General features: G+C 43.4%; 24 protein-coding genes, 1 tRNA gene, 2 riboswitches and 1 other annotated feature. Of the genes, 18 read left to right on the top strand and 7 right to left on the bottom strand.

Annotation, left to right across the window (positions count from 1 at the left end):
• The first annotated feature begins 1 nt into the window (after nt 1).
• From G5S32_RS09075 to G5S32_RS09050, 6 genes are read left to right on the top strand one after another with little or no spacing between them, the layout of a single operon-like run.
• The gene (locus G5S32_RS09075) at nt 2–1,279 is read left to right on the top strand and encodes an NAD(P)/FAD-dependent oxidoreductase (protein WP_165311712.1); all 1,278 of its coding nucleotides are present in this window, start codon (nt 2–4) and stop codon (nt 1,277–1,279) included.
• Nucleotides 1,279–2,061 carry a DUF1365 domain-containing protein gene (locus tag G5S32_RS09070; RefSeq protein WP_165311711.1) on the top strand — a complete coding sequence of 261 codons (783 nt, stop codon included), beginning with the start codon at nt 1,279–1,281 and terminating at the stop codon, nt 2,059–2,061. The genes G5S32_RS09075 and G5S32_RS09070 overlap by 1 nt, the downstream gene beginning before the upstream one ends.
• Nucleotides 2,055–3,296: an SAM-dependent methyltransferase gene (locus tag G5S32_RS09065; protein WP_165311710.1), complete on the top strand. Its 1,242-nt coding sequence runs from the start codon at nt 2,055–2,057 to the stop codon at nt 3,294–3,296. Before G5S32_RS09070 ends, G5S32_RS09065 begins: the two co-directional genes overlap by 7 nt.
• A 2-nt stretch (nt 3,297–3,298) precedes the next feature.
• The gene (locus G5S32_RS09060; protein ID WP_165311709.1) at nt 3,299–3,844 is read left to right on the top strand and encodes a DUF2878 domain-containing protein; all 546 of its coding nucleotides are present in this window, start codon (nt 3,299–3,301) and stop codon (nt 3,842–3,844) included.
• Nucleotides 3,819–4,349, top strand: coding sequence for a chalcone isomerase family protein (locus tag G5S32_RS09055; protein ID WP_165312761.1), 531 nt, complete (start codon nt 3,819–3,821; stop codon nt 4,347–4,349). Before G5S32_RS09060 ends, G5S32_RS09055 begins: the two co-directional genes overlap by 26 nt.
• The gene (locus G5S32_RS09050) at nt 4,346–4,879 is read left to right on the top strand and encodes a DUF3833 domain-containing protein (RefSeq protein WP_165311708.1); all 534 of its coding nucleotides are present in this window, start codon (nt 4,346–4,348) and stop codon (nt 4,877–4,879) included. Before G5S32_RS09055 ends, G5S32_RS09050 begins: the two co-directional genes overlap by 4 nt.
• 55 nt (nt 4,880–4,934) lie before the next feature.
• Here G5S32_RS09050 and purB read toward each other — a convergent pair whose 3' ends face one another.
• The 3 genes from purB to mnmA all read right to left on the bottom strand — a co-directional run bounded on the left by purB (nt 4,935) and on the right by mnmA (nt 8,223).
• Complete coding sequence (purB, locus tag G5S32_RS09045; protein WP_165311707.1) at nt 4,935–6,305, bottom strand: adenylosuccinate lyase; 1,371 nt, start codon at nt 6,303–6,305, stop codon at nt 4,935–4,937.
• Nucleotides 6,306–6,455: 150 nt separating this feature from the next.
• Nucleotides 6,456–7,073 carry a high frequency lysogenization protein HflD gene (gene hflD, locus G5S32_RS09040; protein ID WP_165311706.1) on the bottom strand — a complete coding sequence of 206 codons (618 nt, stop codon included), beginning with the start codon at nt 7,071–7,073 and terminating at the stop codon, nt 6,456–6,458.
• A gap of 25 nt (nt 7,074–7,098) precedes the next feature.
• Nucleotides 7,099–8,223: a tRNA 2-thiouridine(34) synthase MnmA gene (gene mnmA / locus G5S32_RS09035; RefSeq protein WP_165311705.1), complete on the bottom strand. Its 1,125-nt coding sequence runs from the start codon at nt 8,221–8,223 to the stop codon at nt 7,099–7,101.
• Between the two features lie 285 nt (nt 8,224–8,508).
• Here mnmA and G5S32_RS09030 point away from each other — a divergent pair, with 285 nt between their 5' ends.
• On the top strand, nt 8,509–9,813 hold the full coding sequence (locus G5S32_RS09030) for an inosine/guanosine kinase (RefSeq protein ID WP_165312760.1): 1,305 nt from the start codon (nt 8,509–8,511) through the stop codon (nt 9,811–9,813).
• A gap of 93 nt (nt 9,814–9,906) precedes the next feature.
• Here the strand turns inward: G5S32_RS09030 and G5S32_RS09025 are convergent, their stop codons facing one another.
• A complete protein-coding gene (locus tag G5S32_RS09025; protein WP_165311704.1) occupies nt 9,907–10,317 on the bottom strand; it encodes an H-NS family histone-like protein in 411 nt (136 codons plus the stop codon).
• A 398-nt stretch (nt 10,318–10,715) separates the two neighbouring features.
• Nucleotides 10,716–10,898: riboswitch (Lysine riboswitch) on the top strand.
• Nucleotides 10,899–11,013: 115 nt separating this feature from the next.
• On the opposite strand from G5S32_RS09025, the gene G5S32_RS09020 reads away from it, so the two are divergent.
• From G5S32_RS09020 to hisIE, 9 genes are all read left to right on the top strand, one after another.
• Nucleotides 11,014–12,615 carry a Na+/H+ antiporter NhaC family protein gene (locus tag G5S32_RS09020; protein WP_165311703.1) on the top strand — a complete coding sequence of 534 codons (1,602 nt, stop codon included), beginning with the start codon at nt 11,014–11,016 and terminating at the stop codon, nt 12,613–12,615.
• 187 nt (nt 12,616–12,802) lie between these two features.
• Nucleotides 12,803–12,939, top strand: a sequence feature (His leader region).
• A gap of 53 nt (nt 12,940–12,992) precedes the next feature.
• On the top strand, nt 12,993–13,889 hold the full coding sequence (gene hisG, locus G5S32_RS09015) for an ATP phosphoribosyltransferase (protein ID WP_165311702.1): 897 nt from the start codon (nt 12,993–12,995) through the stop codon (nt 13,887–13,889).
• A gap of 5 nt (nt 13,890–13,894) precedes the next feature.
• The gene (gene hisD / locus G5S32_RS09010; RefSeq protein ID WP_165311701.1) at nt 13,895–15,193 is read left to right on the top strand and encodes a histidinol dehydrogenase; all 1,299 of its coding nucleotides are present in this window, start codon (nt 13,895–13,897) and stop codon (nt 15,191–15,193) included.
• Nucleotides 15,194–15,198: 5 nt separating this feature from the next.
• On the top strand, nt 15,199–16,239 hold the full coding sequence (hisC, locus tag G5S32_RS09005) for a histidinol-phosphate transaminase (RefSeq protein ID WP_165311700.1): 1,041 nt from the start codon (nt 15,199–15,201) through the stop codon (nt 16,237–16,239).
• Nucleotides 16,240–16,252: 13 nt separating this feature from the next.
• Nucleotides 16,253–17,326 carry a bifunctional histidinol-phosphatase/imidazoleglycerol-phosphate dehydratase HisB gene (gene hisB / locus G5S32_RS09000; RefSeq protein WP_165311699.1) on the top strand — a complete coding sequence of 358 codons (1,074 nt, stop codon included), beginning with the start codon at nt 16,253–16,255 and terminating at the stop codon, nt 17,324–17,326.
• Nucleotides 17,326–17,943 carry an imidazole glycerol phosphate synthase subunit HisH gene (hisH, locus tag G5S32_RS08995; protein ID WP_165311698.1) on the top strand — a complete coding sequence of 206 codons (618 nt, stop codon included), beginning with the start codon at nt 17,326–17,328 and terminating at the stop codon, nt 17,941–17,943. Before hisB ends, hisH begins: the two co-directional genes overlap by 1 nt.
• A gap of 53 nt (nt 17,944–17,996) precedes the next feature.
• Nucleotides 17,997–18,734 carry a 1-(5-phosphoribosyl)-5-[(5-phosphoribosylamino)methylideneamino]imidazole-4-carboxamide isomerase gene (gene hisA / locus G5S32_RS08990; RefSeq protein ID WP_165311697.1) on the top strand — a complete coding sequence of 246 codons (738 nt, stop codon included), beginning with the start codon at nt 17,997–17,999 and terminating at the stop codon, nt 18,732–18,734.
• The gene (gene hisF, locus G5S32_RS08985; protein ID WP_102941652.1) at nt 18,716–19,489 is read left to right on the top strand and encodes an imidazole glycerol phosphate synthase subunit HisF; all 774 of its coding nucleotides are present in this window, start codon (nt 18,716–18,718) and stop codon (nt 19,487–19,489) included. The genes hisA and hisF overlap by 19 nt, the downstream gene beginning before the upstream one ends.
• On the top strand, nt 19,486–20,097 hold the full coding sequence (hisIE, locus tag G5S32_RS08980) for a bifunctional phosphoribosyl-AMP cyclohydrolase/phosphoribosyl-ATP diphosphatase HisIE (RefSeq protein ID WP_102941653.1): 612 nt from the start codon (nt 19,486–19,488) through the stop codon (nt 20,095–20,097). The genes hisF and hisIE overlap by 4 nt, the downstream gene beginning before the upstream one ends.
• Before the next feature lie 31 nt (nt 20,098–20,128).
• On the opposite strand, the gene G5S32_RS08975 is transcribed toward hisIE, so the two are convergent.
• Nucleotides 20,129–20,204: transfer RNA gene (locus tag G5S32_RS08975), tRNA-Lys, on the bottom strand.
• Between the two features lie 123 nt (nt 20,205–20,327).
• Nucleotides 20,328–20,425: riboswitch (TPP riboswitch) on the top strand.
• Nucleotides 20,426–20,505: 80 nt separating this feature from the next.
• On the opposite strand from G5S32_RS08975, the gene thiD reads away from it, so the two are divergent.
• The gene (gene thiD / locus G5S32_RS08970; RefSeq protein ID WP_246201004.1) at nt 20,506–21,330 is read left to right on the top strand and encodes a bifunctional hydroxymethylpyrimidine kinase/phosphomethylpyrimidine kinase; all 825 of its coding nucleotides are present in this window, start codon (nt 20,506–20,508) and stop codon (nt 21,328–21,330) included.
• On the opposite strand, the gene G5S32_RS08965 is transcribed toward thiD, so the two are convergent.
• Both G5S32_RS08965 and G5S32_RS08960 read right to left on the bottom strand, forming a co-directional pair.
• The gene (locus G5S32_RS08965; protein ID WP_165311695.1) at nt 21,322–22,509 is read right to left on the bottom strand and encodes an alginate lyase family protein; all 1,188 of its coding nucleotides are present in this window, start codon (nt 22,507–22,509) and stop codon (nt 21,322–21,324) included. The two genes, thiD and G5S32_RS08965, sit on opposite strands and share 9 nt — an antisense overlap.
• A gap of 79 nt (nt 22,510–22,588) precedes the next feature.
• Entirely contained in the window at nt 22,589–23,293 is a 705-nt protein-coding gene (locus G5S32_RS08960; protein WP_165311694.1) for an rRNA large subunit pseudouridine synthase E, read from the bottom strand.
• A gap of 313 nt (nt 23,294–23,606) precedes the next feature.
• On the opposite strand from G5S32_RS08960, the gene G5S32_RS08955 reads away from it, so the two are divergent.
• Nucleotides 23,607–25,835 (top strand): NADP-dependent isocitrate dehydrogenase, encoded by a 2,229-nt coding sequence (locus tag G5S32_RS08955; protein ID WP_165311693.1) that lies wholly within the window; start codon nt 23,607–23,609, stop codon nt 25,833–25,835.
• Nucleotides 25,836–25,891: the final 56 nt, after the last annotated feature.

Raw genomic sequence — 25,891 nt, 5'->3', positions numbered from 1 at the left:
GATGAAGATTGCGATTATCGGCACTGGTATTTCTGGTTTATCTTGCGGCTACTACTTACACCAGCAACATGACATTACCGTATTTGAAGCTAATGACTATATTGGTGGGCATACAGCGACTGTGGATATTGAGCTAAATGGTGAAACATACGCCGTCGATACTGGTTTTATTGTTTATAACGATCGCACTTATCCCAATTTTATTCAGTTGATGGGTGAGTTGGGCGTGGAAACAACGCCAACCGAGATGAGCTTCAGTGTGCGCAATGATGCAACGGGTCTTGAGTACAACGGTCATACGGTAATGACATTGTTCGCCCAAAAGCGTAACTGGTTGAACCCTCGTTTCTATCACTTCATTTCGGAGATCCTTCGTTTTAATAAATTGGCAAAGCAAGAAGCCAAAGACTCGGAAATAAATTTACAAACACTTGGGCAGTTTCTTAACTATCACGGTTTTTCTCACTACTTCTGTGAAAACTATATTCTTCCTATGGGCGCGGCAATTTGGTCATCGTCTTTAGCGGATATGCGAGCTTTTCCCTTAACTTTTTTCCTTCGTTTTTTCCTCAATCATGGTTTGTTGGATATTAGTAATCGCCCGAAATGGAATGTCATTCAAGGTGGCTCTCGCTCTTACATAGAACCTTTAACCAAAGGATTCAAAGAAAAAATTCGCACCAGTTCGCCAGTGGACAAAGTTAAGCGTGTGGCTGGTGGTGTTGAAGTGACAAGTTTGGGGAAAACGGAGTGGTTTGATGAAGTGATTTTTGCTTGTCACAGTGATCAGGCACTTTCCATGCTGGAAGATGCGAGCGAACCAGAACAGCAAATTCTGTCTCAGCTTGGTTATCAAGCTAATGAAGTCATTCTTCATACTGATACGCGATTATTGCCGAAGCGAAAAGCGGCGTGGGCATCGTGGAACTACTGGCTAAGAGGTGATGAAGGGCAAGACTCTCATTTACCTTCACTCACGTACAACATGAATATATTGCAGCATATTGACGCGCCAGAGACATTCTGTGTGTCTCTAAACAGTGGGGAATATATAGACCCAACTAAGATTCTGCGCAGTTTTGTATACCACCACCCCGTATTTACGGAAGAGTCGATACAAGCCCAGCAACGTAAGTCAGAAATCAGTGGAGCGAATCATACATGGTTCTGCGGCGCTTATTGGCACAATGGCTTCCATGAGGATGGCGTACGAAGTGCGTTGGACGTGGTAACCAATATCGAACAAGCCAATCAAGCTAAGATGAAAGGGGCAGCATAATGTCAGCCCTTAACAGTCGGCTACTGGTCGGGAGTGTAAGACACAGACGTTATACACCTAAGAGACATGAGCTGGCCTATTCCTTATTTATGCCATGTATTGATTTGGACGAATGGAAAGAACTATCTCAAAAGGTATGGGGACTTGGAGAAAAATGGTGGCATTGGGCGAGGTTGCGCCGTGAAGATTATCTGGGTGATGGTGACTTCAAACAGTCGGTACAGAACAAAGTCTTTGAGTTAACGGGCGAGCGCGTAGAAGGAAAAGTTCTCGCAGTTGTTCACCTGAGATATTTGGGTATCTATTTCAGCCCAGTAAATTTTTACTATCTTTATGACATGAAAGGAGAATGGCGTTATCTGCTAGCGGAAGTAAGCAATACGCCATGGAATGAACGCCATTACTACGCAATTCCCGCAGATACAGGAGATGATGGAAAAAACTGGCAGCATGACAAAGCATTTCATGTGTCGCCGTTCAACCCAATAGATCAGCAATATCATTGGAAATTGAAACCGTTAAATGAGTCGTTAATGGTGCATTTAGAGTGTCATCGGGAAGGAAAAGCGTTCGATGCTACCTTGGCGATGAAGGCTAAAGATTTTTCAACCCAGCGCTTACTTTTGTTGTTAGTTCAAACGCCAATCATGGCGGTAAAAGTGACATTAGGAATTTATTGGCACGCACTAAAACTGTGGGTCAAGGGTGTACCAATTTACGACCATCCGAACACATTCAATAAGAAAGAGAACAATCGTAGTAAGGAGAATACGCAATGCTAAATGTGACTTCCATGGATATGCCAATCAGCTTATCTGCGTGGCAGAAAAGTGCTCGTAACGTTGCATTTAAATGTTTGCAGTACTTGGATGTTGGTAGTTTAACGATTGTGGAGTCTTTTACCGAACAGACCTCAAATCAGCAAAACTTTGGTCATAAAAAACAAGACGAGCCACATGGGGTTATTTGGGTTAAACATCCAGATTTTTATGCTCGCCTATTGAAAGGTGGCAGCATTGCAGCGGCAGAAGCGTATATGGACGGCTGGTGGGATAGCCCTAACTTAACGGCATTAATGGAGTTGATGGCAAGAAACATGACTGCGTTGGACAGAATTGAAAAACGCAGCAGTTGGTTGACTCAATGGGCGTATAAATTGGGACACTGGTTTAATCGAAACTCTATCGATCAAGCCAAAGAAAACATCGAAGCGCATTACGATCTGGGCAACGAGCTGTATAAAACCTTTCTTGATAAAAGAATGCTCTATTCAAGTGCTTTATACACCTCGCCAAATGACTCTCTAGAGCAAGCTCAGCTCAATAAAATGGATCGTCTCTGTCAGCAGTTAGAACTCCAACCAACTGACCACGTGATAGAAATTGGCACGGGTTGGGGGGCGATGGCGATATACATGGCACAAACCTATGGTTGTAAGGTTACTACTACCACCATATCTGAAGAACAATTCAGTTATGCGAAAGAGCAAATAGAACGAGCTGGATTAGGTGACCGTGTCACCTTGCTAAAAAAAGACTATCGTTTGTTGGAAGGGCAGTACGACAAATTGGTGTCAATTGAGATGATTGAAGCGGTTGGGAAACAATATCTCAAGTCATACATCAAAAAGTGTCAGTCACTTTTGAAGCCGAAAGGACTGATGGCAATACAGGCGATAACTATCGCAGACCAACGTTATGATTATTACAGCAATAACGTTGATTTTATTCAGAAATACATCTTTCCGGGCGGCTTCTTACCATCGGTGACGGTTCTCACTCAAACGGCTACACAGTACAGTGATTTTATAACCAGAGATGTGTTCGACATGGGTTTGGATTATGCCCAGACGTTAAAAGATTGGCGATTGCGCTTTGAACAGTCTTTAGAGCAAGTATCACTCTTGGGGTATGACGAACGTTTTATTCGTATGTGGCGTTATTACTTCTGCTATTGCGAGGGCGGCTTTAATGCACGATCTATAAGCACAATCCACATGACGCTTCAACGAGGCTAATTTTGAACCGCCTATTTGTCGTTTCACTCTGGTTCCAGCTCATCTGGTTTCTGGCGGTGCTAGGACAAGAGAGCTGGCAGTGGCTGACTTTGGGGTTCGGTGTGGTCACGTTGTGTTACGCGGCATATAGCAGGCAAGAGGACATAGGCAAAATTCTTCTGCTGGGGATTGGAGGAGTCGCACTCGACTCGTTTAACAGCGCAGTAGGGTTGCTAGTGTTCAAAAGCGCCCACGTCCCCTTATGGCTAGCGGTGCTTTGGTTTGTATTCGTCTGGTATGCAAGAGAGTGGGTGCCTAAATTAGCGCAATACCCGAAAGTTTGGGTCATGTTTTTGGTTGGCTTAGGTGGAGCACTAAGCTATTGGGCTGGATATCGATTTTCAGCTGTTGAATTTTCATTACCTCTGGCTGGGGCTTTGTTGTTTATTGCCCTGCAATGGTGTGGTGTAACTTGGTTAATCATGAGGATGTTTACTAATGATTACTCAACTTCGAACAATGCTTCTGACGTCAGCACTCCTGATGCAAACAGTACTCGTCAGCGCTAGCGCAAACTCGGCGGGTCTTTCAAAAGAGGTGATGGGTCAGTGGCAACAATGGCCAATTGTCGGGCAGGCGACCTTATCATGGTTGTGGCTCGATATTTACTCTTCTCAGCTTCGTTCGCCCAATGGTGTGTATCAGCAGGTCGGGGATATTTCTCCTCATCCAGTCGCGCTTGAAATTCGGTATATGAGAGACATCAGTAACAAACAATTAATAGAAGCGACTGAAGAACAGTGGCAAAAACAAGGTTATAGCCAAGGTGAAATTGATGTCTGGATTCCGACACTCAACACAATATTCCCCAGTGTAAAAACAGGAGAGAAGTTGGTTTACGTCACTGATGGAAGTGCAGGAGAGTTTACCTACATTGCCCAAAATGGAGAGCAACAAGTGGTGGGTACAATTTCAGATGAGTCGCTCAACGATGCATTTTTGGCGATTTGGCTGTCGCCTAAGACGGAATATCAGCATTTGAGAGAGCAATTGTTAGGGATGAACAGACCATGAAACCGATCAGAATGTTTTTCTATACGGTACTGTTGGCTACATTGGTTGGTTGCAGTGCCGAGCTTGCGGATTATAAGCAAAATGAGCCTAATTTTGACTTGTTTGGTTACTTCAACGGTACAACCAAAGCTTGGGGTATGGTGCAAGATTACACCGATAAACAGACTCGGCGTTTTGAAGTCGACATAGAGGGAAAGGTGCTGGGTAATACGCTAACACTGACGGAAGATTTTATCTTTGCCGATGGTGAACAGAGCCAACGAGTGTGGGCTATTCAACGCTCTTCAAACGGTTTTTATATTGGACGTGCCGATGATGTGATTGGTGATGCTGTAGGGCAGGAAGTGGGCAACGCACTTCAGTGGCAGTATGACTTTTTGTTAAAAACAGACGATGGTGAAGTTGAAGTCACTTTTGATGATTGGCTATACAGACACGATGAGACTCGGGTTTTTAACATCACCAAGATTAAAAAATTTGGTATTGAAGTGGGGCAGGTAACGCTGTTCTTCGAAAGAGTCAATAAATAAACGCATGGCAAATTAAAAGGGAGGCAGAGCCTCCCTTAATTATTCTAATAACAGCTTATAGCTTATCAGTTAGCTCGATTGCTTGACCGATGTAGCTTGCTGGCGTCATTTCTTTCAAACGCGCTTTTTCTTCTTCAGGCAGTTCTAGACCATCGATAAAGTTGCGCATTGCTTCGCCATCTACACGCTTACCACGAGTCAGCTCTTTTAGCTTCTCATATGGTTTCTCGATACCGTAGCGACGCATAACGGTTTGTACTGGCTCAGCGAGAACTTCCCAGTTCTTATCGAGTTCAGCCAATAGCGCTTCGCGGTTAACTTCTAGCTTGCTGATACCTTTCAAAGTAGAGGTGTAAGCAATAATTGCATAACCTACGCCCACACCCAAGTTGCGCAGTACTGTTGAGTCAGTAAGGTCACGTTGCCAGCGAGAAATAGGCAGCTTTTGTGCAAGGTGAGTAAATACAGCGTTCGCTAGACCCAAGTTACCTTCTGAGTTTTCGAAGTCGATTGGGTTAACTTTGTGCGGCATGGTTGAAGAACCAATTTCGCCTGCAATCGTTCTTTGCTTGAAGTGACCCAGAGCGATATAGCCCCAAACGTCACGGTCAAAGTCGATAAGGATTGTGTTGAAACGCGCCACAGCATCAAATAGCTCAGCGATGTAATCGTGAGGTTCGATTTGAGTTGTGTATGGGTTCCAAGTTACGCCAAGAGATTCAGTGATGAACTCTTCGCTGAATTTGTGCCAATCAAGTGTTGGGTATGCAGAAAGGTGAGCGTTGTAGTTACCAACTGCTCCGTTGATTTTCGCAAGAATTTCAACGTTCGCGATCTGCTTGTACTGACGTTCCATACGGTATGCAACGTTCGCCATCTCTTTACCCATAGTTGACGGAGACGCGGGTTGACCATGTGTACGAGACAGAAGAGGGATGTCACGATATTCAACCGCTAGACCACGAATTGCATCAATAATGTTACGGATTTCAGGAAGAATAACCGTATCACGTGCTTCTTTAAGCATCAGAGCGTGAGAAGTGTTGTTGATGTCTTCAGAAGTACATGCAAAGTGAATGAACTCATTAACTGCGTGAAGCTCAGGAACGCCAGCTACTTTTTCTTTTAGGAAATACTCAACCGCTTTTACATCGTGGTTAGTTGTGCGTTCGATATCTTTGATACGTTGTGCATCCGCTTCGCTGAAGTTTTCTGCAACGCTATCAAGGAATTTGTTTGCTTCTTCACTGAATGCAGGAACTTCTGCAATCTCAGCTGTTGCTGCAAGCTTCTGTAACCAGCGGATTTCAACGATAGTACGGTATTTAAGTAAGCCAAATTCACTAAAAATACTGCGTAATGCAATAGTTTTACTGCCGTAACGGCCGTCTACTGGTGAAACAGCAGTCAATGCTGACAGTTCCATGATGTTCTCCTGAATTGGTTTCTAAATTTCGTGTGCTTTATACCAGTATCATTGGCAATTGTCACGAATATTGCGCAAACGTTTGCGCAAGGTTTGTTCTACTCGAAAATGTGGAGCAAAAAAATTAGCTCGCATTGTGCGAGCTAACGATTACATTCTGGCCAGTAGAATCTTGGCTTGATCCACCATTTTTTTACGTCCGAAAACAAGGTGGAGACGTCGACCGCCTACTTGGCGCCAAAGAACTGCGCAACGAATACCAGATAATAGTAGCGCACGTACTTTTTGTTGGTTAGATGTTTGCTGCAATACCGTTGGGGTGCCTGCTACTTGGATGCGAGGGCCAATAGGGCTAATCACATCTAGGTACACACTCGCCAAGTTACTGATCATCTGTTCATCAAGCAAATCAAAATGTTCTACTTGACGTTCAATCATTTGGATACGATCGCCAAGTTGAGACATGGCATCTCTGCGGTTAGTAAGCTTACGCTCTAGAGCTAACAAGCTAATAATATAGCGAGTGATAGCACTGCCTGTTGGCGTGCTATCAATACCATTAACGAGACATTCAAGGCCAACTTTCAAATCAGCTTCGTTACCAAATACACTAATAGTGTTACTTGGATTGGTCGACAAAATAGCTCGCAGTGAAGTTTCAAACGCGTCTGAATCACAGTAACCGTCTTTCGCTACTTTTTGCACTAAAGCGACAGCTTGGCAAATTCCTGCAAATGCGATCGTTCGGTCATAAATTGTGTTAGCCACGTAAATACTCCTTTGGTCACAGACCCTAACAAATACGTTGTTCAATAATGCCGCCACCTAGACATACTTCGCCTTGGTAGAAAACAGCAGACTGTCCTGGGGTAACGGCTACTTGTGGGTCATCAAACATTACCTTGATGTTGTTGTCATCAACAGGGATAACAGTACAAGGGATGTCAGTTTGACGGTAACGTGTCTTCACTGAGCAACGGAACGCCTCTTTAACCGGAGTACGATCTACCCAGTGTAGTTGCGATGCCATCAAGCCATAAGACTTCAATAACGGATGGTCTGCACCTTGCACTGCGATAAGCACGTTACGTTTGAGATCTTTCTCTGCTACGTACCATGGGTCTTCATTACCACCGCCGCCTTTTTGACCACCAATATGTAAGCCTTTACGTTGACCTAATGTGTGGTACATAAGGCCTTGATGTTCACCAATAACGTTTCCTTCAGGAGTTTCGATTTTACCCGGTTGAGCAGGTAAATAGCGAGATAAGAAGTCTGTAAATTTGCGCTCACCGATAAAACAGATACCAGTTGAATCTTTTTTCTTCGCTGTGATTAAACCTTGTTCTTCCGCAATACGTCGAACTTCTGGCTTTTCCAGTTCCCCAACAGGGAATAAGCTTCGTGCAACTTGCTCGTGGCTCAGAGTATATAAGAAGTAGCTCTGGTCTTTGTTGTTGTCCTTACCGCGTAGCATTTGTGGCTTTTCACCGTCTTCTGTAAAGGTGCGACGAACGTAGTGGCCCATAGCAATGTAGTCTGCATCTAACACTTCATCTGCAAACTCTAAAAATGCTTTGAACTTAATTTCTTTGTTACAAAGGATATCTGGGTTCGGAGTGCGGCCCGCTTTGTATTCTTCTAGGAAATATTCGAACACATTGTCCCAGTATTCCGCAGCGAAATTAATAGTGTGTAAATGGATACCAAGTTTGTCACAGACAGCTTGAGCATCAGCAAGATCTTCTGCTGCTGTACAATATTCTTCGTTATCATCTTCTTCCCAGTTCTTCATGAAAAGGCCTTCTACCTGGTAGCCTTGCTGTTGAAGAAGATATGCTGAAACGGAAGAATCAACGCCACCTGACATGCCTACAATGACTTTCTTTTGGCTGTTTGCGTTGCGGTTATCTGACATGACTTAATACCACTTGATTGACTTGGACGCAGATTCTAACAGAAAGACTTTTTTGAGGACAGATCCGAGACTGCAATCACACTTCTAAATTGGTGCAATTAAACAGCAATCTCGGTTTATTGATACGCTAAATGGAAATGTAATCGTTATCTACTATCGTTGTAAAAAAGAGTTGTGTAAAAAACTTTTAAACGAAAACGTTTGCTATCTTTAGTTGAGTTGCTGCCTTATTACACGCAAGGTAAAATTCCGGCTCTTTTCTTCTCACGCACCTATTTAAACGTTATGAAATTTCCTGGCCAACGTAAGTCAAAGCATTACTTTCCAGTCAATGCACGTGATCCATTAGTTATCCAAGCGCAAGATAATAAGAAGTTATCGCGCACACACATTATTGGTATTGATCAGACACTGGTTGATATTGAAGCAAGAGTGGATTCTGAACTTATTGAACGTTTTGGATTAAGCAAAGGACATTCATTAGTCATAGATGACCAAACTGCTGAAGCTTTGTATAACGAGCTAAAGCAAAACGGACTGATCAAAAATGAATTTGCTGGCGGAACCATAGGAAATACATTGCACAATTATTCTGTGCTAGCAGATGATCGTTCTACGCTTCTCGGTGTAATGAGCCAAGATATTAAAATTGGCAGCTACGGTTATCGCTATTTATGTAATACATCTAGTCGTGTGGATTTAAATTATCTGCAAGGTGTTGATGGTGCGATTGGGCGTTGCTTTGCATTAATTACAGAAGACGGAGAACGAACTTTTGCAATTAGTGAAGGTCAAATGAATAAACTTCACCCAGACAGTATTCCTGAGAAAATATTTAAGAATGCCTCTGCTTTGGTGATTACTGCATATTTAGTTCGCTGTAAAGATGGTGATCCGATGCCACAAGCCACAATGCGCGCAATAGAATATGCAAAGAAATATGACGTGCCAGTGGTATTAACACTAGGAACGAAATTCGTTATTCAAGATGATCCTCTATATTGGCAGCAATTCTTACGAGATCATGTTTCAGTTGTTGCAATGAATGAAGACGAAGCGGAAGCATTAACCAAAGAAACTGATCCTTTAATGGCATCAGATAAAGCGTTAGATTGGGTTGATTTAGTTTTATGTACTGCAGGTCCTGTTGGTTTATATATGGCTGGTTATACCGAAGAAGAAAGTAAAAGAGAGACTTCTTTACCATTATTACCGGGTTCAATACCTGAGTTTAATCGCTTTGAATTTAGTAGACCTGCAACCAAAAATAGCTGCGAAAATCCGACTCGAGTTTATTCTCATATATCTCCATATATGGGGGGGCCAGAGAAAATTACGAATACCAATGGGGCAGGCGATGCTGCTTTATCAGCACTGCTTCATGATATGGCAGCAAATAAATACCACAAAGGTAATGTGCCAAACTCAAGTAAACATCAGCATAATTTCTTAACATATTCATCTTTCTCACAAGTTTGTAAATATGCAAACCGTGTAAGTTACGAAGTGCTAGCTCAGCATTCTCCACGTTTATCTCGTGGTCTTCCTGAGCGTGAAGATAGTTTAGAAGAAGCATACTGGGAAAGATAAATCAATTCATAATTGCAATGAACTTTTGATTAGACTGAATAACGTTAATAAAAAAGGCTCCTTATTCGGAGCCTTTTTCAGAAAACTAGAAAATTAAATTTCGAATTGTTCTAGAGGTTTGCCTTCATCTAAAGCTTTTTGAATTGCTGAAGGTGTGCGGCCTTGGCCTGTCCATGTTTTTTCAACGCCATTGTCCATGTATTTATATTTCGCTGGACGAGGTGCGCGTTTACCCTTCGCTTTTGATTTAGATTTAGTTTCACCTGCTAGTGCCGACATTAATGCTTCAATATCGATACCTTCGCTAGCAATTTGTTCAGCAATTGCTGCTAATTTTGCTTCTTGTTCAGCTTGAGCTGCTTGCTCTTGTTCTTCAGATTCTCTGCGCTCTTCTACAACGATCGTTAATTTATCAAGCGCTTCTTCAAGTTGCTCTAAAGTTAGATCGCGTGAAAATGCACGTAGACTACGAATATTTAATAGAGTTTTAGTGATTTCCGACATTTCTTAATCCTGTTTAATTAAATAATTAACGAGCCAATACTAAACTGACTTATTTATTCTGACAATATGATTAACGTAATAATAGTGTAAATAATAAAAAAATCATCCCATTTTATAGAGTTTTAGTTTTTCTGATAAACTAAAACTCTATAAAGCGAGAAAGCATATTAGATTTAAATCGTCAGGTTACTTGAATGAACGTAATCAATTATTGTTGTAAAGAATAGTCCCTTTATACATGTTTATTATGAAATTACATTCACGCTGTATTCAATTTCAGATGTAACGAAAATCAAATTCAATGTTGCATTGATGAATTTGTTAAGTACAATAAGCGCCACCTAAAGCGGAGTGTGTTTAATAATTACACAATTTAGATTGTGTAAGAAATTTCTTATCTCCGACGTAGAGGAGCGATATTGAATAGTATCCAGTATTGGGGTGATGCCAATGAATACTGGAGAAAGGCCATATCGCCGAAGTTAGTGAGTCCATCAAGCTGCTAGCTGGGGTTGTCATCGAATAGGGGCAACACTGCCATAGTCTATATTGTTGTTAAACTATGGAGCGCTACTGTAGGGTTGGGTGGAGTGTTCACTTCCCTTTCGCTTAGTTCAACATTAATCGCATTGATTTTTTCGATGTGATTTGTCTGCAGTAGATCTCTAACCGAAATATTACTGGTTTTTGAAGATCATGAATTTATTAGATTTTGCATCGTCTCCTTTGTCGCTAATCCCAGCATTAGTGGCGTTGAGCCTCGCTATTATTACTCGCCGCGTACTGGTTTCTTTAGGTATGGGTATCGCACTTGGCGCTTTATTGCTTGCTGATTATTCAGTGGGTGATGCGATTGGTTATATCGGCACGAAAGTTAAAAACGTCTTCATTGAAGATGGCGGTCTGAATACTTGGAACATGAGTATAGTTGGCTTCTTATTGCTGTTGGGTATGATGACTGCGTTATTGACGCTTTCTGGTGGTACTCGAGCATTTGCAGAATGGGCTCAGGTTCGCGTAAAAAGCAAGCGTGGTTCTAAGCTATTGGCTGCATTCTTAGGTGTTTTCATTTTTGTTGATGACTACTTCAACAGCTTAGCGGTTGGCTCAATTTCTCGCCCTGTTACTGACCGTTTTTACGTCTCACGCGCTAAACTAGCTTATATCCTAGATTCAACAGCGGCACCTATGTGCGTTGTTATGCCAGCTTCCAGCTGGGGTGCATACATTATGACCATCATTGGTGGCATTCTAGTATCACACGGTATCACTGAGTATTCTGCGCTTGGTGCTTACCTTCGTTTGGTTCCTATGAACTTCTATGCGGTATTTGCGCTATTAATGGTGTTCGCCGTTGTTTGGTTCCAAATGGATATCGGTCAGATGCGCCAACACGAAATCAATGCTTCTCAGGGCCAAGGTTTCGATGATGATATGTCTGAGAATGACGAACAAGCGCGTGATTTAAACGATGAACTTGACATTCGTGAAAGCGAAAAGGGTAAGGTGTCAGACCTTATTTACCCTATCGTTTTACTTATCATTGCAACCATCGGTTCCATGCTTTACACAGGCGGACAAGCACTGGTAGCCGATGGCAAGTCGTTCAATGTACTTGGTGCGTTTGAAAATACCGATGTTGGTACGTCACTGATTTACGGTGGTTTAGTGGGTTTAGCTGTTGCGATGTTTACCGTAGTTAAGCAAGGTATCGCGATCACTGAAATTGCACGTACGCTTTGGATCGGCGCTAAGTCGATGTTTGGTGCGATCTTAATCCTTGTTTTTGCATGGACGATTGGTTCAGTTATCGGTGACATGAAAACGGGCGCGTACCTTTCATCTCTAGCTCAAGGCAATATTGACCCACACTGGCTGCCAGTTATTTTGTTCCTACTGTCAGGCATTATGGCGTTCTCAACAGGTACGTCATGGGGTACGTTCGGTATCATGTTACCAATTGCAGGCGATATGGCTGGCGCAACGGAAATCGCTTTAATGCTGCCAATGTTAAGTGCGGTATTAGCGGGTTCAGTATTTGGTGACCACTGTTCACCAATTTCAGATACAACGATTTTGTCTTCGACAGGTGCTCGTTGTAATCACATTGACCACGTTTCTACTCAGCTTCCATATGCGTTAGCTGTTGCGGGTGTATCTTGTGTTGGTTTCGTTGTTCTTGGTATGACTCTATCTGTGCTAGCTTCTCTAGCAGCTTCTACGGCAGCATTCATTGCAGTGTGCTTTGTTTTCAGCACACTGGCGAAATCAAAGATGGTGAGCTGTAAAGCTGCTTAGTATTTGAAAATGTAGAATATTGAAGGAGGCTAAGGCCTCCTTTTTTGTGGTTGAAAGACGGTAGCTAGAAAAAGATTACAAAAAGTGAAATTTTTTGTTGAAAAATGAGACGAGCTTAGATAGTGTTGAAAGCAATCCAGTGAACACATTCGGTGTAATTAAGTATGCGTAATTTTGTAATGAACATTCATCATCACCATCATCCCTAAGAGTCTTTCGGGAGATGTACGCATACCCGGGAGACAGGAAACTCCCGGTGGTTAAATCAAAGTATTTTTAAGATTTTAGACCCTTGGGAGACCAATCTCCCAAGGGTTTTTTACTATCTAGCTTAATTAAAACTTAAAGATTTCAATATTTTACGAAGGAAGAATGTAATGCAAACACAACGCCTAAGAATTGCTGTCCAGAAGAAAGGTCGTTTAAGTGAAGAATGCCAAGACTTACTGAAAAAGTGTGGTGTTAAGTTTAACGTGATGGGTGAACGCTTAGTGGTTCATTCACTAAATATGCCAATTGACCTGCTTCTTGTTCGTGATGACGATATCCCGGGTTTGATCATGGATGGCGTGGTTGATTTAGGTTTTGTGGGTGAGAACGTTTTAGAAGAAACTCGCTATGACCGCATTGCTCTAAACCAGCCAAGCGATTTTATTGACCTTCGTCGTATGGATTTTGGTGGCTGTCGTCTTTCTATCGCCATTGATAAAGATGTGGAATACAACGGTCCACAGGATCTTAAAGGCAAACGTATTGCAACCACTTATCCTCAACTTCTTAAAGCGTACATGGCTGAGCGTGGTATTGACTTCAGCACTTGTATGCTCACTGGTTCGGTGGAAGTTGCTCCTCGCGCAGGCCTTGCAGATGCGATTGCAGATTTAGTTTCAACAGGCGCTACACTTGAAGCAAACGGCTTGAAAGAAGTGGAAGTGATTTTTCAATCGAAAGCGAAACTGATTCAACGCACAGGTGAATTTGCACCAGATAAAGCAGCTTTGATTGACCGCCTATTAACTCGTATGAATGGCGTGCAACAAGCGAAAGAATCGAAATACATCATGCTGCACGCGCCAGTAGAGAAGTTGCCTCAAATTACAGCGCTATTGCCAGGCGCGGAAGACCCAACCGTATTACCACTTTCTGCAGATAAAACCCGCGTAGCGGTACACCTAGTCAGTGCTGAAAATTTGTTCTGGGAAACAATGGAAAAGTTAAAAGCTCTTGGTGCAAGTTCTATTCTTGTATTACCAATTGAAAAGATGATGGAGTAACCCTGATGAGAACGATCGTTTGGCAATCGCTGAGTGAAACTCAGCAAGATTCTGTTCTGGAACGTCCAGCTATCGCTGAAGGTGCAAACATCACAGCAGCAGTGGCAGAGGTTATTGCAAAGGTTCGCGCGGAAGGTGACTCTGCTCTGTTAGAGCTGACTGAAAAATTTGATAAATATAAGCCAGAATCGATTCGTGTATCTGCGGAAGAGATCGACGCTGCTTGTGAGCGTCTTGATGATGAAATGAAGCAAGCGTTAGAAGTGGCTTATAACAATATTACCAAGTTCCATAAGGCTCAAAAGCCGGCACCAATTAAAGTTGAAACCATGCCGGGTGTGGTGTGTGAGCAAGTGACCCGCGCAATCAATAAAGTGGGTTTGTACATTCCTGGCGGCAGCGCACCATTACCATCTACCGTGTTGATGCTAGGCGTGCCAGCACAAATTGCAGGCTGTCGTAAAGTAGTATTGTGTTCTCCACCGCCAATCGCCGATGAAATTCTTTATGTGGCTAAGCTTTGCAAAATCGATGAAGTTTACAATGTTGGTGGTGGTCAGGCGATTGCTGCAATGGCTTATGGTACCGAAAGCGTTACTAAAGTGGACAAAATTTTTGGTCCTGGCAATGCGTATGTAACCGAAGCAAAACGTCAAGTGAGCAAAGATTTCCGTGGTGCCGCAATTGATATGCCAGCGGGTCCATCAGAAGTGTTAGTGATTGCAGACGACACTGCGGACGCAGATTTTATTGCAGCAGACTTACTAAGCCAAGCTGAACACGGACCTGATTCTCAGGTAGTGCTAGTGACACCATCTCCTGTGGTTGCCGATAAAGTAGCGGATGCTGTTCAGAAACAACTGAAGTCACTATCGCGTGCAGATACTGCACAAAAAGCGCTCGCTTCAAGCTTAATCATTATTGCAGAGTCATTGACCCAAGCAGTTTCAATTTCTAACTATTACGGTCCTGAACACTTAATTGTTCAAACTAAGAATCCTCGTGAGCTTGTTCCATTGTTAGATAACGCAGGTTCTATCTTCTTGGGCGACTGGTCTCCAGAATCGGTGGGTGACTATGCATCGGGTACTAACCACGTGCTACCGACATACGGTTACACTCGCACATACTCTAGCTTAGGTTTGGCGGATTTCAGCAAGCGTATGACAGTTCAAGAGCTAAGCGCAGATGGTCTGAAAACACTGGCTCCAACTGTAGTAAAAATGGCGGAAGCGGAAGGTCTAGACGCACACAAACGTGCCGTTACAATTCGAATAGAAAAGCTTGGTAAAGAAAAGGCGTAATCATCATGGAAAAACTCGCTCGTAAACAAATTCAGGAATTAACGCCTTATCTTTCTGCTCGCCGTATTGGTGGAAGTGGTGATGTTTGGCTAAACGCTAATGAATCCCCATTCAACAACGAGTACAAAACGAATTTTGCTCGCTTAAACCGTTATAGCGAATGTCAGCCACCCATGCTAATCAACGCTTATGCGTCATACGCAGGTGTGAAGCCAGAGCAAGTACTAACTTCTCGTGGTGCCGATGAGGGTATTGAATTATTAGTGCGTGCTTTCTGTGAACCAAATAAAGATGCCATTTTATTTTGTCCACCGACTTATGGTATGTACGCTATTAGTGCTGAAACTTTTGGGGTTGAACGTAAAAAAGTGCCGTTGACTGCTGAGTGGCAGTTAGATTTAGCTAACATCGAAGCGAATTTAGAAAATGTTAAGTTAGTATTTGTTTGTAGCCCAAATAACCCAACCGGCAATTTGGTTAAGCGCGAAGACATTGTTTCTTTGTTAGAGATGACAAAAGACCGCGCGATTGTCGTGATGGATGAAGCGTATATCGATTTCTGCCCAGAAGCATCTACGGTTGATTTGTTGGCGCAATATCCAAACTTGGCGATTCTACGCACGCTATCAAAAGCGTTTGCTCTTGCAGGTCTACGTTGTGGTTTTACTCTTGCAAATGAAGAGTTGATCAATGTGCTGTTAAAAGTCATCGCACCATACCCAGTACCAGTGCCAGTGGCGGAAATTGCTACTCAAGCATTGTCTGAAGCAGGACTTGCTCGTGCAAAATACCAAGTGCTGGATCTAAACGCTAATCGAGCGTATATGCAAGTTGGTCTATCTATGATTAGTGGCGTGCAGGTGTTTGAAGGGTGGGGTAACTACTTGTTAGTTAAGTTCCCAGACGGCGATGCTTTGTTCAAAGCAGCATGGGATTCAGGCATTATTTTACGTAACTCACCGATTGAAGATTGTGTGCGTATTAGCGTAGGCAATAGAGAAGAGTGCGAAAAGACCGTCGCGTTTATTCGTAACTACTACCAATAGAAAGGATTCTACAATGAGCACCCAACAGAAAATTCTCTTTATCGACCGTGATGGCACCTTGATTGTTGAGCCACCGGTGGATTTTCAGGTTGACCGTTTAGACAAACTTAAACTGGAACCTTTTGTTATCCCAAGTTTGTTGACTCTGCAAGACGCGGGTTATCGTTTGGTGATGGTGACTAACCAAGATGGTTTAGGCACAAGTAGCTATCCGCAAGAAGACTTCGATGCACCACACAACATGATGATGGATATCTTTTCCTCTCAAGGTGTGAAGTTTGATGATGTGCTGATTTGTCCACACTTTGAAAAAGACAACTGCTCTTGTCGTAAGCCGAAATTGGGTATGGTGAAAGAGTACCTTCAAGGTGGCAAAGTTGACTTTAAATCATCTGTTGTGATTGGTGACCGTCTTACAGATCTACAGTTAGCAGAGAACATGGCTATTCGTGGTATTCAGTACAATCCTGAAACGATGAACTGGCCACAAATCGTCAAAGACTTAACAGTAAAATCTCGCACTGCAAAAGTGGTTCGCAAAACTAAAGAAACTGACATTCAGGTTGCAGTTAATCTTGATGAGACTGGCGGTAACGAAATCGAAACCGGTTTAGGTTTCTTCGACCACATGCTTGATCAAATCGCCACTCACGGTGGTTTCCAATTAAAGCTTAAAGTGGATGGTGACCTACACATCGATGATCACCACACGGTTGAAGATACCGCTTTGGCACTTGGTCAGGCGATTAAAGAAGCCTTAGGTGACAAGCGTGGTATCGGTCGTTTTGGTTTTACTCTGCCGATGGACGAATGTTTGGCGCAATGTGCATTAGACCTGTCAGGTCGCCCTTATTTGAAATTCGACGCTGAGTTCAGCCGTCCAGAAGTAGGTGATTTATCCACTGAGATGGTTTACCACTTCTTCCGTTCTTTGACTGACACACTCGCTTGCACTCTGCACTTGTCTTCTACTGGCGAGAATGACCACCACATCATTGAAAGCTTATTTAAGGCGTTTGGTCGTACACTGCGTCAAGCTATTCAAGTACAAGGAAATGAGTTGCCAAGCAGCAAAGGGGTTCTCTAATGGCGAATGAACAAAAAGTTGTCATTATCGATACGGGGTGTGCCAACGTTTCTTCGGTGAAATTCGCCATTGAACGTTTGGGCTACCCAGTGACGATTTCAAAAGACCCAGCAGTCGTTCTTGCCGCAGATAAGTTGTTCTTACCGGGTGTAGGAACAGCCAGCGAAGCGATGAAGAACCTTGAAGAGCGTAACCTTATTGAGTTGGTGGCAAAGGTAGATAAACCGCTACTCGGGATCTGTTTAGGTATGCAGTTACTCGGTAAATTGTCTGAAGAGAAAGGACAGAAAGCGGATGATATCGTTGAATGTCTGGGCTTGGTCGAAGGTGAAGTTCGTTTAATGCAAACCGGTGATTTGCCATTGCCTCACATGGGCTGGAATACCGTTTCGGCTAAAGCTGGCAACCCTCTTTTCAAAGATATTGAAGAGGGGGAGTACTTCTATTTCGTACACAGCTTTGCAATGCCTGTGGGTGACTACACCATCGCAGAATGTGACTACGGAAATCCATTTAGCGCAGCGATTCAAAATGGCAACTATTACGGTGTTCAGTTCCACCCAGAGCGTTCATCAAAAGCCGGTTCTAAGTTAATTCAGAACTTCCTAGAGCTCTAAAAAATAGACGGAAGCTGTAAGCGATAAAGCGGCAAGTCGAATAAGGAACAGAAATGATTATTCCCGCATTAGATTTAATTGAAGGTCAGGTTGTACGCCTCTATCAGGGTGATTACGGCCAAGTAACAGAATATAAAGTCGACCCAGTTGAACAATTCAATTTATACAACAAAGCTGGCGCTGACTGGCTACACCTTGTGGATTTAACGGGCGCAAAAGATACCAGTGCTCGCCAGTTAGACCTGATTGCAAAATTACTGGCAGGTACTCCAGCCAATATTCAAATTGGTGGCGGTGTACGCAGCGAGCAAGACGTGATTGATCTGCTCGAAGCTGGCGCGCAACGTGTTGTGGTTGGTTCAACGGCTGTTAAGCAACCTGAACTAGTGAAAGGTTGGATGACCAAATACGGCGCAGAAAAAATTGTGCTGGCTCTGGATATAAACATCGATGCTGACGGTACACGCAAAGTGGCGATTTCCGGTTGGCAGGAAGATTCAGGTGTCACTATCGAAGAGCTGATTGATGATTATTTAACCGTCGGTTTGAAACATGTACTCTGCACAGACATTTCCCGTGACGGCACGCTAGCCGGTTCTAACGTTGAGCTGTATGTAGACCTTTGCAAACAATACCCACAGGTTCAGTTCCAATCTTCAGGCGGTATCGGCAGTTTAGCGGATATTGAAGCACTGAAAGGCAGTGGTGTAGCAGGTGTGATTGTTGGTCGAGCATTACTGGATGGTAAATTCACCACTGAGGAGGCGTTCGCATGTTGGCAAAACGTATAATTCCGTGTTTGGACGTTCGTGACGGACAGGTTGTGAAAGGCGTTCAGTTCCGCAATCACGAAATCATCGGAGACATCGTTCCGCTAGCAAAACGTTATGCGGAAGAGGGCGCTGATGAGTTAGTGTTTTACGATATCACCGCATCCAGTGATGGTCGTGTGGTGGATAAAAGCTGGGTTGCGCGAGTTGCAGAGGTAATCGACATTCCTTTCTGTGTCGCTGGTGGTATTAAATCAGCCGAAGATGCCGCTCGCATCCTCGAATTCGGAGCGGACAAAGTATCGATTAACTCGCCAGCATTAGCGAATCCAGACCTGATTACCAATCTAGCGGATAAGTTTGGCGTGCAATGTATCGTTGTAGGTATCGACTCCTATTTTGATAAAGAGACGGGCAAATATCAGGTCTACCAGTTCACTGGTGATGAAGCGCGTACTAAAGCAACCAAGTGGGAAACCAAAGATTGGGTTCAAGAAGTGCAGAAACGTGGCGCGGGTGAAATTGTATTAAATATGATGAACCAAGACGGTGTACGTAACGGTTACGACCTAGAGCAACTGAATATGGTTCGATCTGTATGTCGCGTACCTTTGATTGCTTCTGGTGGCGCGGGTGCTATGGAGCATTTCGCCGATGCGTTCAAATTAGCGAATGTTGATGGCGCGTTAGCTGCATCAGTGTTCCACAAACAAATCATCAATATTGGTGAACTCAAGCAATATTTAAAACAACAAGCGGTTGAGGTGAGACTATGAGCCTAGCGGAACGAATTAATTGGGAAAAGGTTGATGGTCTTGTTCCTGCGATTGTGCAGGACTTTGGTTCAAGCCAAGTGCTGATGATGGGGTACATGAACCAAGAAGCACTAGCTAAAACATTGGAAACAGAACAAGTCACTTTCTATTCGCGCACTAAGCAGCGTTTATGGACCAAAGGTGAAACCTCTGGCAACGTGCTGCAGTTAAAAAATATTGCTTTGGACTGCGATCAAGACACCTTGCTGGTGAAAGTGAATCCGATTGGTCCAACGTGCCACACTGGCACAACAACTTGTTGGGACGGTGATGCACAAGAGGAGTCACAAATGGTGTGGCTTCATCAACTTGAGCAGCTATTGGCTGCCCGCAAGAGTGCCGACCCTGAATCCTCTTACACCGCTAGTCTTTATGCGCGTGGCACCAAACGCATTTCGCAGAAAGTGGGCGAAGAAGGTGTTGAAGTCGCACTTGCGGCGACGTCGGGCGATAAGGCGGAATTAGTGTGTGAGTCTGCGGACTTGATCTATCACTTGCTTGTCTTGCTTCAAGACCAAGGTTTATCAATGAGTGACGTGATTAATAAGCTCAAAGAGCGTCACAAGTAAGGGGCGCTTTAATTAGCTGAAGAGAACGTTTTGGTAGGCCGTGCGGGGCTCGAACCCGCGACCGATTGATTAAGAGTCAACTACTCTACCAACTGAGTTAACGGCCTACTTGTTCTCACGGTGTAATTCTACTCAACAATTCTACTTAACAAAGTATAGACGCTATTACGTAACTTATTCTCTGCGCTCGTTATAAATTGCATAACTGACAAAATAATTGTTATTCTGTCCGCCATTAGTCGGGGAGCCATAAGGCTGAGATCGCATTGCGAGACCCGTTGAACCTGATTCAGTTAATACTGACGTAGGGAACTAATCCAATCATCGCGATTGAATTTCTCGTATTGCCATCTTCTTCAGAGGTGTTCGGGAGTCTGTTCCTGTATGTCATACCCCAAAGGAACAGTTATGCATAAATCCAGTTCAATTCCTGTCGTTCTTACCATTGCTGGTTCAGATAGTGGCGGCGGCGCGGGTATTCAAGCCGATATTAAAGCCATTTCTGCTACAGGCGGTTATGCGGCATCCGTTATCACGGCTATCACTTCGCAAAATACCTTAGGTGTTACTGACATTCTACCCATTCCTCTAGCACATATTGAAAGCCAACTAGATGCGGTGTTTGGAGACCTAAATATTGTCGCTGTTAAGATTGGTATGTTAGCGGATAGCGACATCATCCATTTGGTTGCAGATAAGCTTCGTCAATACAGACCACAATTTATCGTGCTAGACCCGGTCATGGTGGCAACCAGCGGTGACCTGTTGCTGAAACAAAGCGCGATATCCAGTCTGAAAGAATGTCTGCTGCCTCTTGCAGATATTATTACCCCTAATCTTCCTGAAGCGGCTGCTTTGACTGGTCTCGAACAACCTAATAATGCTGATGAAATTAACGATATGGTCTTGTCTCTACGGCAGCTAGGTACTTCAGCAGTATTACTAAAAGGTGGGCATTTAGAGCAGTCATCTTACAGTGATGATCTACTTATCACTCAGAATGAGATTCATCAATTAAGCGCAGAGAGAATTGATACTATCAATACGCACGGGACGGGTTGCACTTTGTCATCGGCAATTGCTTCGTTTCTCGCGCAGGGGGATGACCTTCAGCAATCTGTGTCTCATGCTAAAGAATACATCACTCTAGCCATAGGAAGCGCAGACAAGCTAAGTGTTGGTCAGGGTCGAGGTCCGGTGGACCACTTCTTTATGTTGCATCAATCAAAATAGCAAATTTGCTATGTCTGATTGGTTCTCTTTGGATTGGTTGAGCTTAGTGACCGCCTTTTTAAATATTGGGTCAGCATAAGCATGTCTGGCATACAGCATGTTTGAATACGATATGCTTGGGCTGATTTTTTTGAACTCTTTAAGACTCCATCGCTCAGGTGAAATGGTGTATTGGGCGATGTACTGATAGCCGTTTTCAAGTGCGATACTGTTGTTCTGGTAACTCCAGATATCTACCCCAAGCTTTTCTCCATATACACCGAGTAAGCTGTATGCCTGCAAATTGAAATTGGAATAATGCCAAGGGCGAGTGCGTGCTAGTTCCGCATCTTGTTTTCCGTCTTGGTCAAATTGGTTTGCAATTCGCTTGGCTTTCGTAATTTGCAAACGTTGTTTGGCGATATCGGGTTGGTGGGTAAATAAAGAAAACGCTACCACCTGAGCGTCATACCAAGTTCCGTGATTGTTGTTCTGCTTTTCTTCATCGATGCCATTAACACTAGACACCAACCAGTGATTGAACTCTCTAAACCATGCAACAATGCTTTGATAATCTTTTTCTGAGAGCGTTGGTTTTATCAATTCAACAGCGTCAACAACGCCAATTAATACGCGACTATCTATGATGCCAATACCACGTCCGTTAACTCGACCGGGTATCGCTTGTGCGTGATTCATATTGGGATTCATTTTGGTTTGTGAGTTGATAAACCAAGCTCGGAGCTGTTCAATCGCTTTATCTGCGTATTTTTGATCGTCGGAGAAGTAGTAGGCTAGACCGAGCAACTTTACATTATTAGCAAAGGTTATGAGTCTTTGCATATCGGTAGCAGAAGTCCTGGTTTCTAAATTGAATTCGCCATCTTTTCGGATATAAGGCAAACCAGATGGTGTGTCTGGATTTGGCCACCAATAAGGACCGAAACTGTAATAGTCATGTTTGTCGCCACTGGCAGGCATCAACGTCTTGTTAGTCACAGGATCAATTGGATTAGTTAACGCTTTATCTGCTCTGCGAATAAGAGTTGTGAAAGGTTGATTTAGGTGTTGTAAGTTTTTCTTATTGTTTTCAAGAACCCGAATATTGTAGCTAATAGGGGTAAGAGTGTTTTCGAGAACCGTACTTTGAACAGTGAAAGAGAATATAAGTACACAAAGCAAAGCTAGACGTTTAAACATCAGTAAATATCCTCTTCCTTTCGATTTCGGGTTTGTTGATTGTGATTGAACAGATTGTCAGAGAGAAGCCAGCAAGCCGTTATAAACGAATCTCTTTCCATTCACCTGGTTGAAGATCACCAAGTTCAATATTGCCCATTGAATAGCGCACCAAACGCAGGGTTGGGAAGCCAATATGTGCAGTCATGCGCCTTACCTGACGATTTCTCCCTTCAATAATCGTAATGGCTAACCAAGTCGTTGGTATGGCTGCACGAAAACGTACAGGGGGATTTCGTTCCCAAAGCTGCGGCTCATCCATCACTACCACTTTTGCAGGAAGGGTTGGCCCGTCTTTTAGGGTTACACCATTTCGAAGCTTTTCTAAATCTGACTCGGAAGGGGCTCCTTCAACTTGAACCCAATAGGTTTTAGCCGATTTTGATTCTGGTTGGGTGAGCTTAGCTTGTAAGATCCCATCGTTGGTTAACACCATCAAGCCTTCGCTGTCTCGGTCAAGTCTGCCTGCCGAATATACGTCCTTTACAGTAATGAAATCCGCCAATGTTTTTCGACCTTCGCCATCGGTAAACTGGCTTAAAGTGTCATAAGGTTTATTGAACACAATGACTTTTCGATTTTCAGGATTCACCTTAGGTTTTTGCACCGAGGTTTTACGAGTTTGCTGCTGATTCGATGACCGACTAGATATTGTTCTATTACTTTGTTTAAAACGCGGCTTCTTTGAGTGTGAGCTTGTCGGGTGAGAAGCGTTAGTTGAGCTTTTTCGCGAGCTGGGTGACATGTTAACTACCTTGCAAAAATGTAAATGAAGTGTATTTGAAAGTTTTCTAAAACTCGCTTTTGCGCTATGATTTCCGCGCCCAGAAATAGGATAAGTGACAAGATGATAGACTATTATCCTAATTTTGTTTAATTATAACGATCTTTACTCAAGGACTGCATCGAAGACTCATCATGGTTGTTAGTAGATAGAATATTCGAACACAACAAGGAAAGAGTGAGACTATCGTGCCCAAGTTTGGGAGGTTTCCCACTTGAGCCGTACATTCACACAACACATGCCCGTGTGTTGTTAGAACAAATAGGGAAAGTTCATGCCAACAAATAAACCTACAATTATTTATACAATCACTGACGAAGCCCCAGCACTTGCTACATATTCATTGCTGCCAATTATCCAGTCATTTACAGCATCGTCGGGCATTGAGATTGAAACTCGCGATATTTCTTTAGCGGGACGTATTCTTGCTAACTTCCCTGAGCATTTGAAAGAAGAGCAGCGTATTGGTGATGCTCTAACTGAACTCGGTGAACTTGCACAAACTCCTGAAGCGAACATCATCAAACTGCCAAACATCTCGGCATCTGTTCCTCAGTTAAAGGCTGCTATCAAAGAACTTCAAGACAAAGGTTTTGCACTTCCAAACTACCCAGAAGAGCCTGCGACTTACGAAGAAGAAGCGATTAAAGCCACTTACGATAAAATTAAAGGTAGTGCGGTAAACCCTGTACTACGTGAAGGCAACTCTGACCGTCGTGCGCCAGCATCAGTGAAAAACTACGCGAAGAAGAACCCACACTCAATGGGTGCTTGGTCTGCAGATTCTAAATCTCACGTTGCTAGCATGAGTGATAAAGATTTCTTCGGTAGCGAGAAATCAGTCACTGTCGAAGGTGCAACGCAGGTTTCTATTCAGTTTGTAGCTAAAGACGGTTCAACTAAAGAACTGAAAAAGCCTTTTGCTCTTAAAGATAAAGAAATTATTGATGCCAGTGTATTGAACAAGAAAGCGCTAGTTGCGTTTTTCGAAAAAGAAATTGCTGACGCAAAACAACAAGACGTTCTGCTTTCTCTACATATGAAAGCAACCATGATGAAAGTATCTGACCCAGTAATATTTGGTCATGCCGTTAAGGTTTACTACAAAGAAGTCTTCGACAAGTACGGTGAAGTATTTGACAAGCTTGGCGTCGATGTAAACAACGGTCTAGGTGATGTATATGCGAAGATTCAAGCATTACCTGAAGCACAACGCCAAGAAATTGAAGCTGCGCTTCAAGCAGTTTACGCCACTCAACCACCGCTAGCTATGGTTGATTCTGACCGTGGTATTACTAACCTACATGTACCAAGTGACATCATCGTTGATGCCTCCATGCCAGCAATGATTCGTTCATCTGGTCAAATGTGGGGACCTGATGGTAAACAGAAAGATACCAAAGCGGTGATCCCAGATCGTTGTTATGCGGGTGTTTATCAAGCAGTTATCGAATTCTGTAAAGAACATGGCGCATTTGACCCAACAACAATGGGCAGCGTACCAAACGTAGGTCTAATGGCGCAAAAAGCAGAAGAATACGGCTCACACGATAAAACATTCATCTTAGATGCTGATGGTGCGGTACGTGTTGTTGATGCGGCAGGTAAAGTGCTTCTAGAGCAAGAAGTTGAAGCTGGTGATATCTTCCGTATGTGTCAGGTTAAAGATGCTCCAATCCAAGACTGGGTTAAGCTAGCGGTAAACCGTGCACGTGCAACCAAAACCCCAGCGGTATTCTGGTTAGATGAAGCTCGTGCTCATGACGCTGAACTGATCAAGAAAGTGAATCAGTATCTACCTGATCACGATACTTCTGGTTTAGAGATTAAGATCCTTTCTCCAGTAGACGCAACTCTGTACTCTCTAGCTCGTATTAAAGAAGGTAAAGACACTATTTCTGTTACAGGTAACGTACTACGTGACTACCTAACAGACTTGTTCCCAATTCTTGAGCTAGGTACTTCAGCTAAGATGCTTTCAATCGTCCCACTAATGAATGGTGGTGGTCTGTTTGAAACGGGCGCTGGTGGTTCAGCTCCTAAGCACGTTCAACAAGTTCAAAAAGAGAACCACTTACGTTGGGACTCTCTTGGTGAATTCTTAGCTCTTGCTGCTTCTCTAGAGCATCTAAGTGTGGTGACTGGCAATGCGAAAGCACAAGTGTTGGCTGACTCTCTGGACAAAGCAACGGGTAAATTCCTAGACCTGAACAAATCACCTTCTCGTAAAGTGGGTGAACTAGATAACCGTGGTAGCCATTATTACCTAGCGGCGTACTGGGCTGAAGCACTAGCTGTACAAACTCAAGACGCGGATCTTGCGGCTGAGTTTACTCCTGTTGCTGAGCAACTATTGTCTAACGAAGAGAATATTGTGGCTGAGTTAAACGGTGCTCAAGGTGTGGCAGGTGATTTAGGTGGTTACTATGCATTTAACGATGCATTGGTTTCTAGCTTAATGCGCCCAAGTACAACATTGAACAGTATTGTAGAACGCGCATAATAGTCACAGCGATTCCAATAAAAATACAAAACCCGCCAATAGGCGGGTTTTTCATA

Source organism: Vibrio ziniensis (genome assembly GCF_011064285.1).
Lineage (GTDB): Bacteria > Pseudomonadota > Gammaproteobacteria > Enterobacterales > Vibrionaceae > Vibrio > Vibrio ziniensis.
The sequence above is the reverse complement of the archived record's forward strand: the minus strand, read 5'-3'. Positions and strand labels throughout refer to the sequence as shown.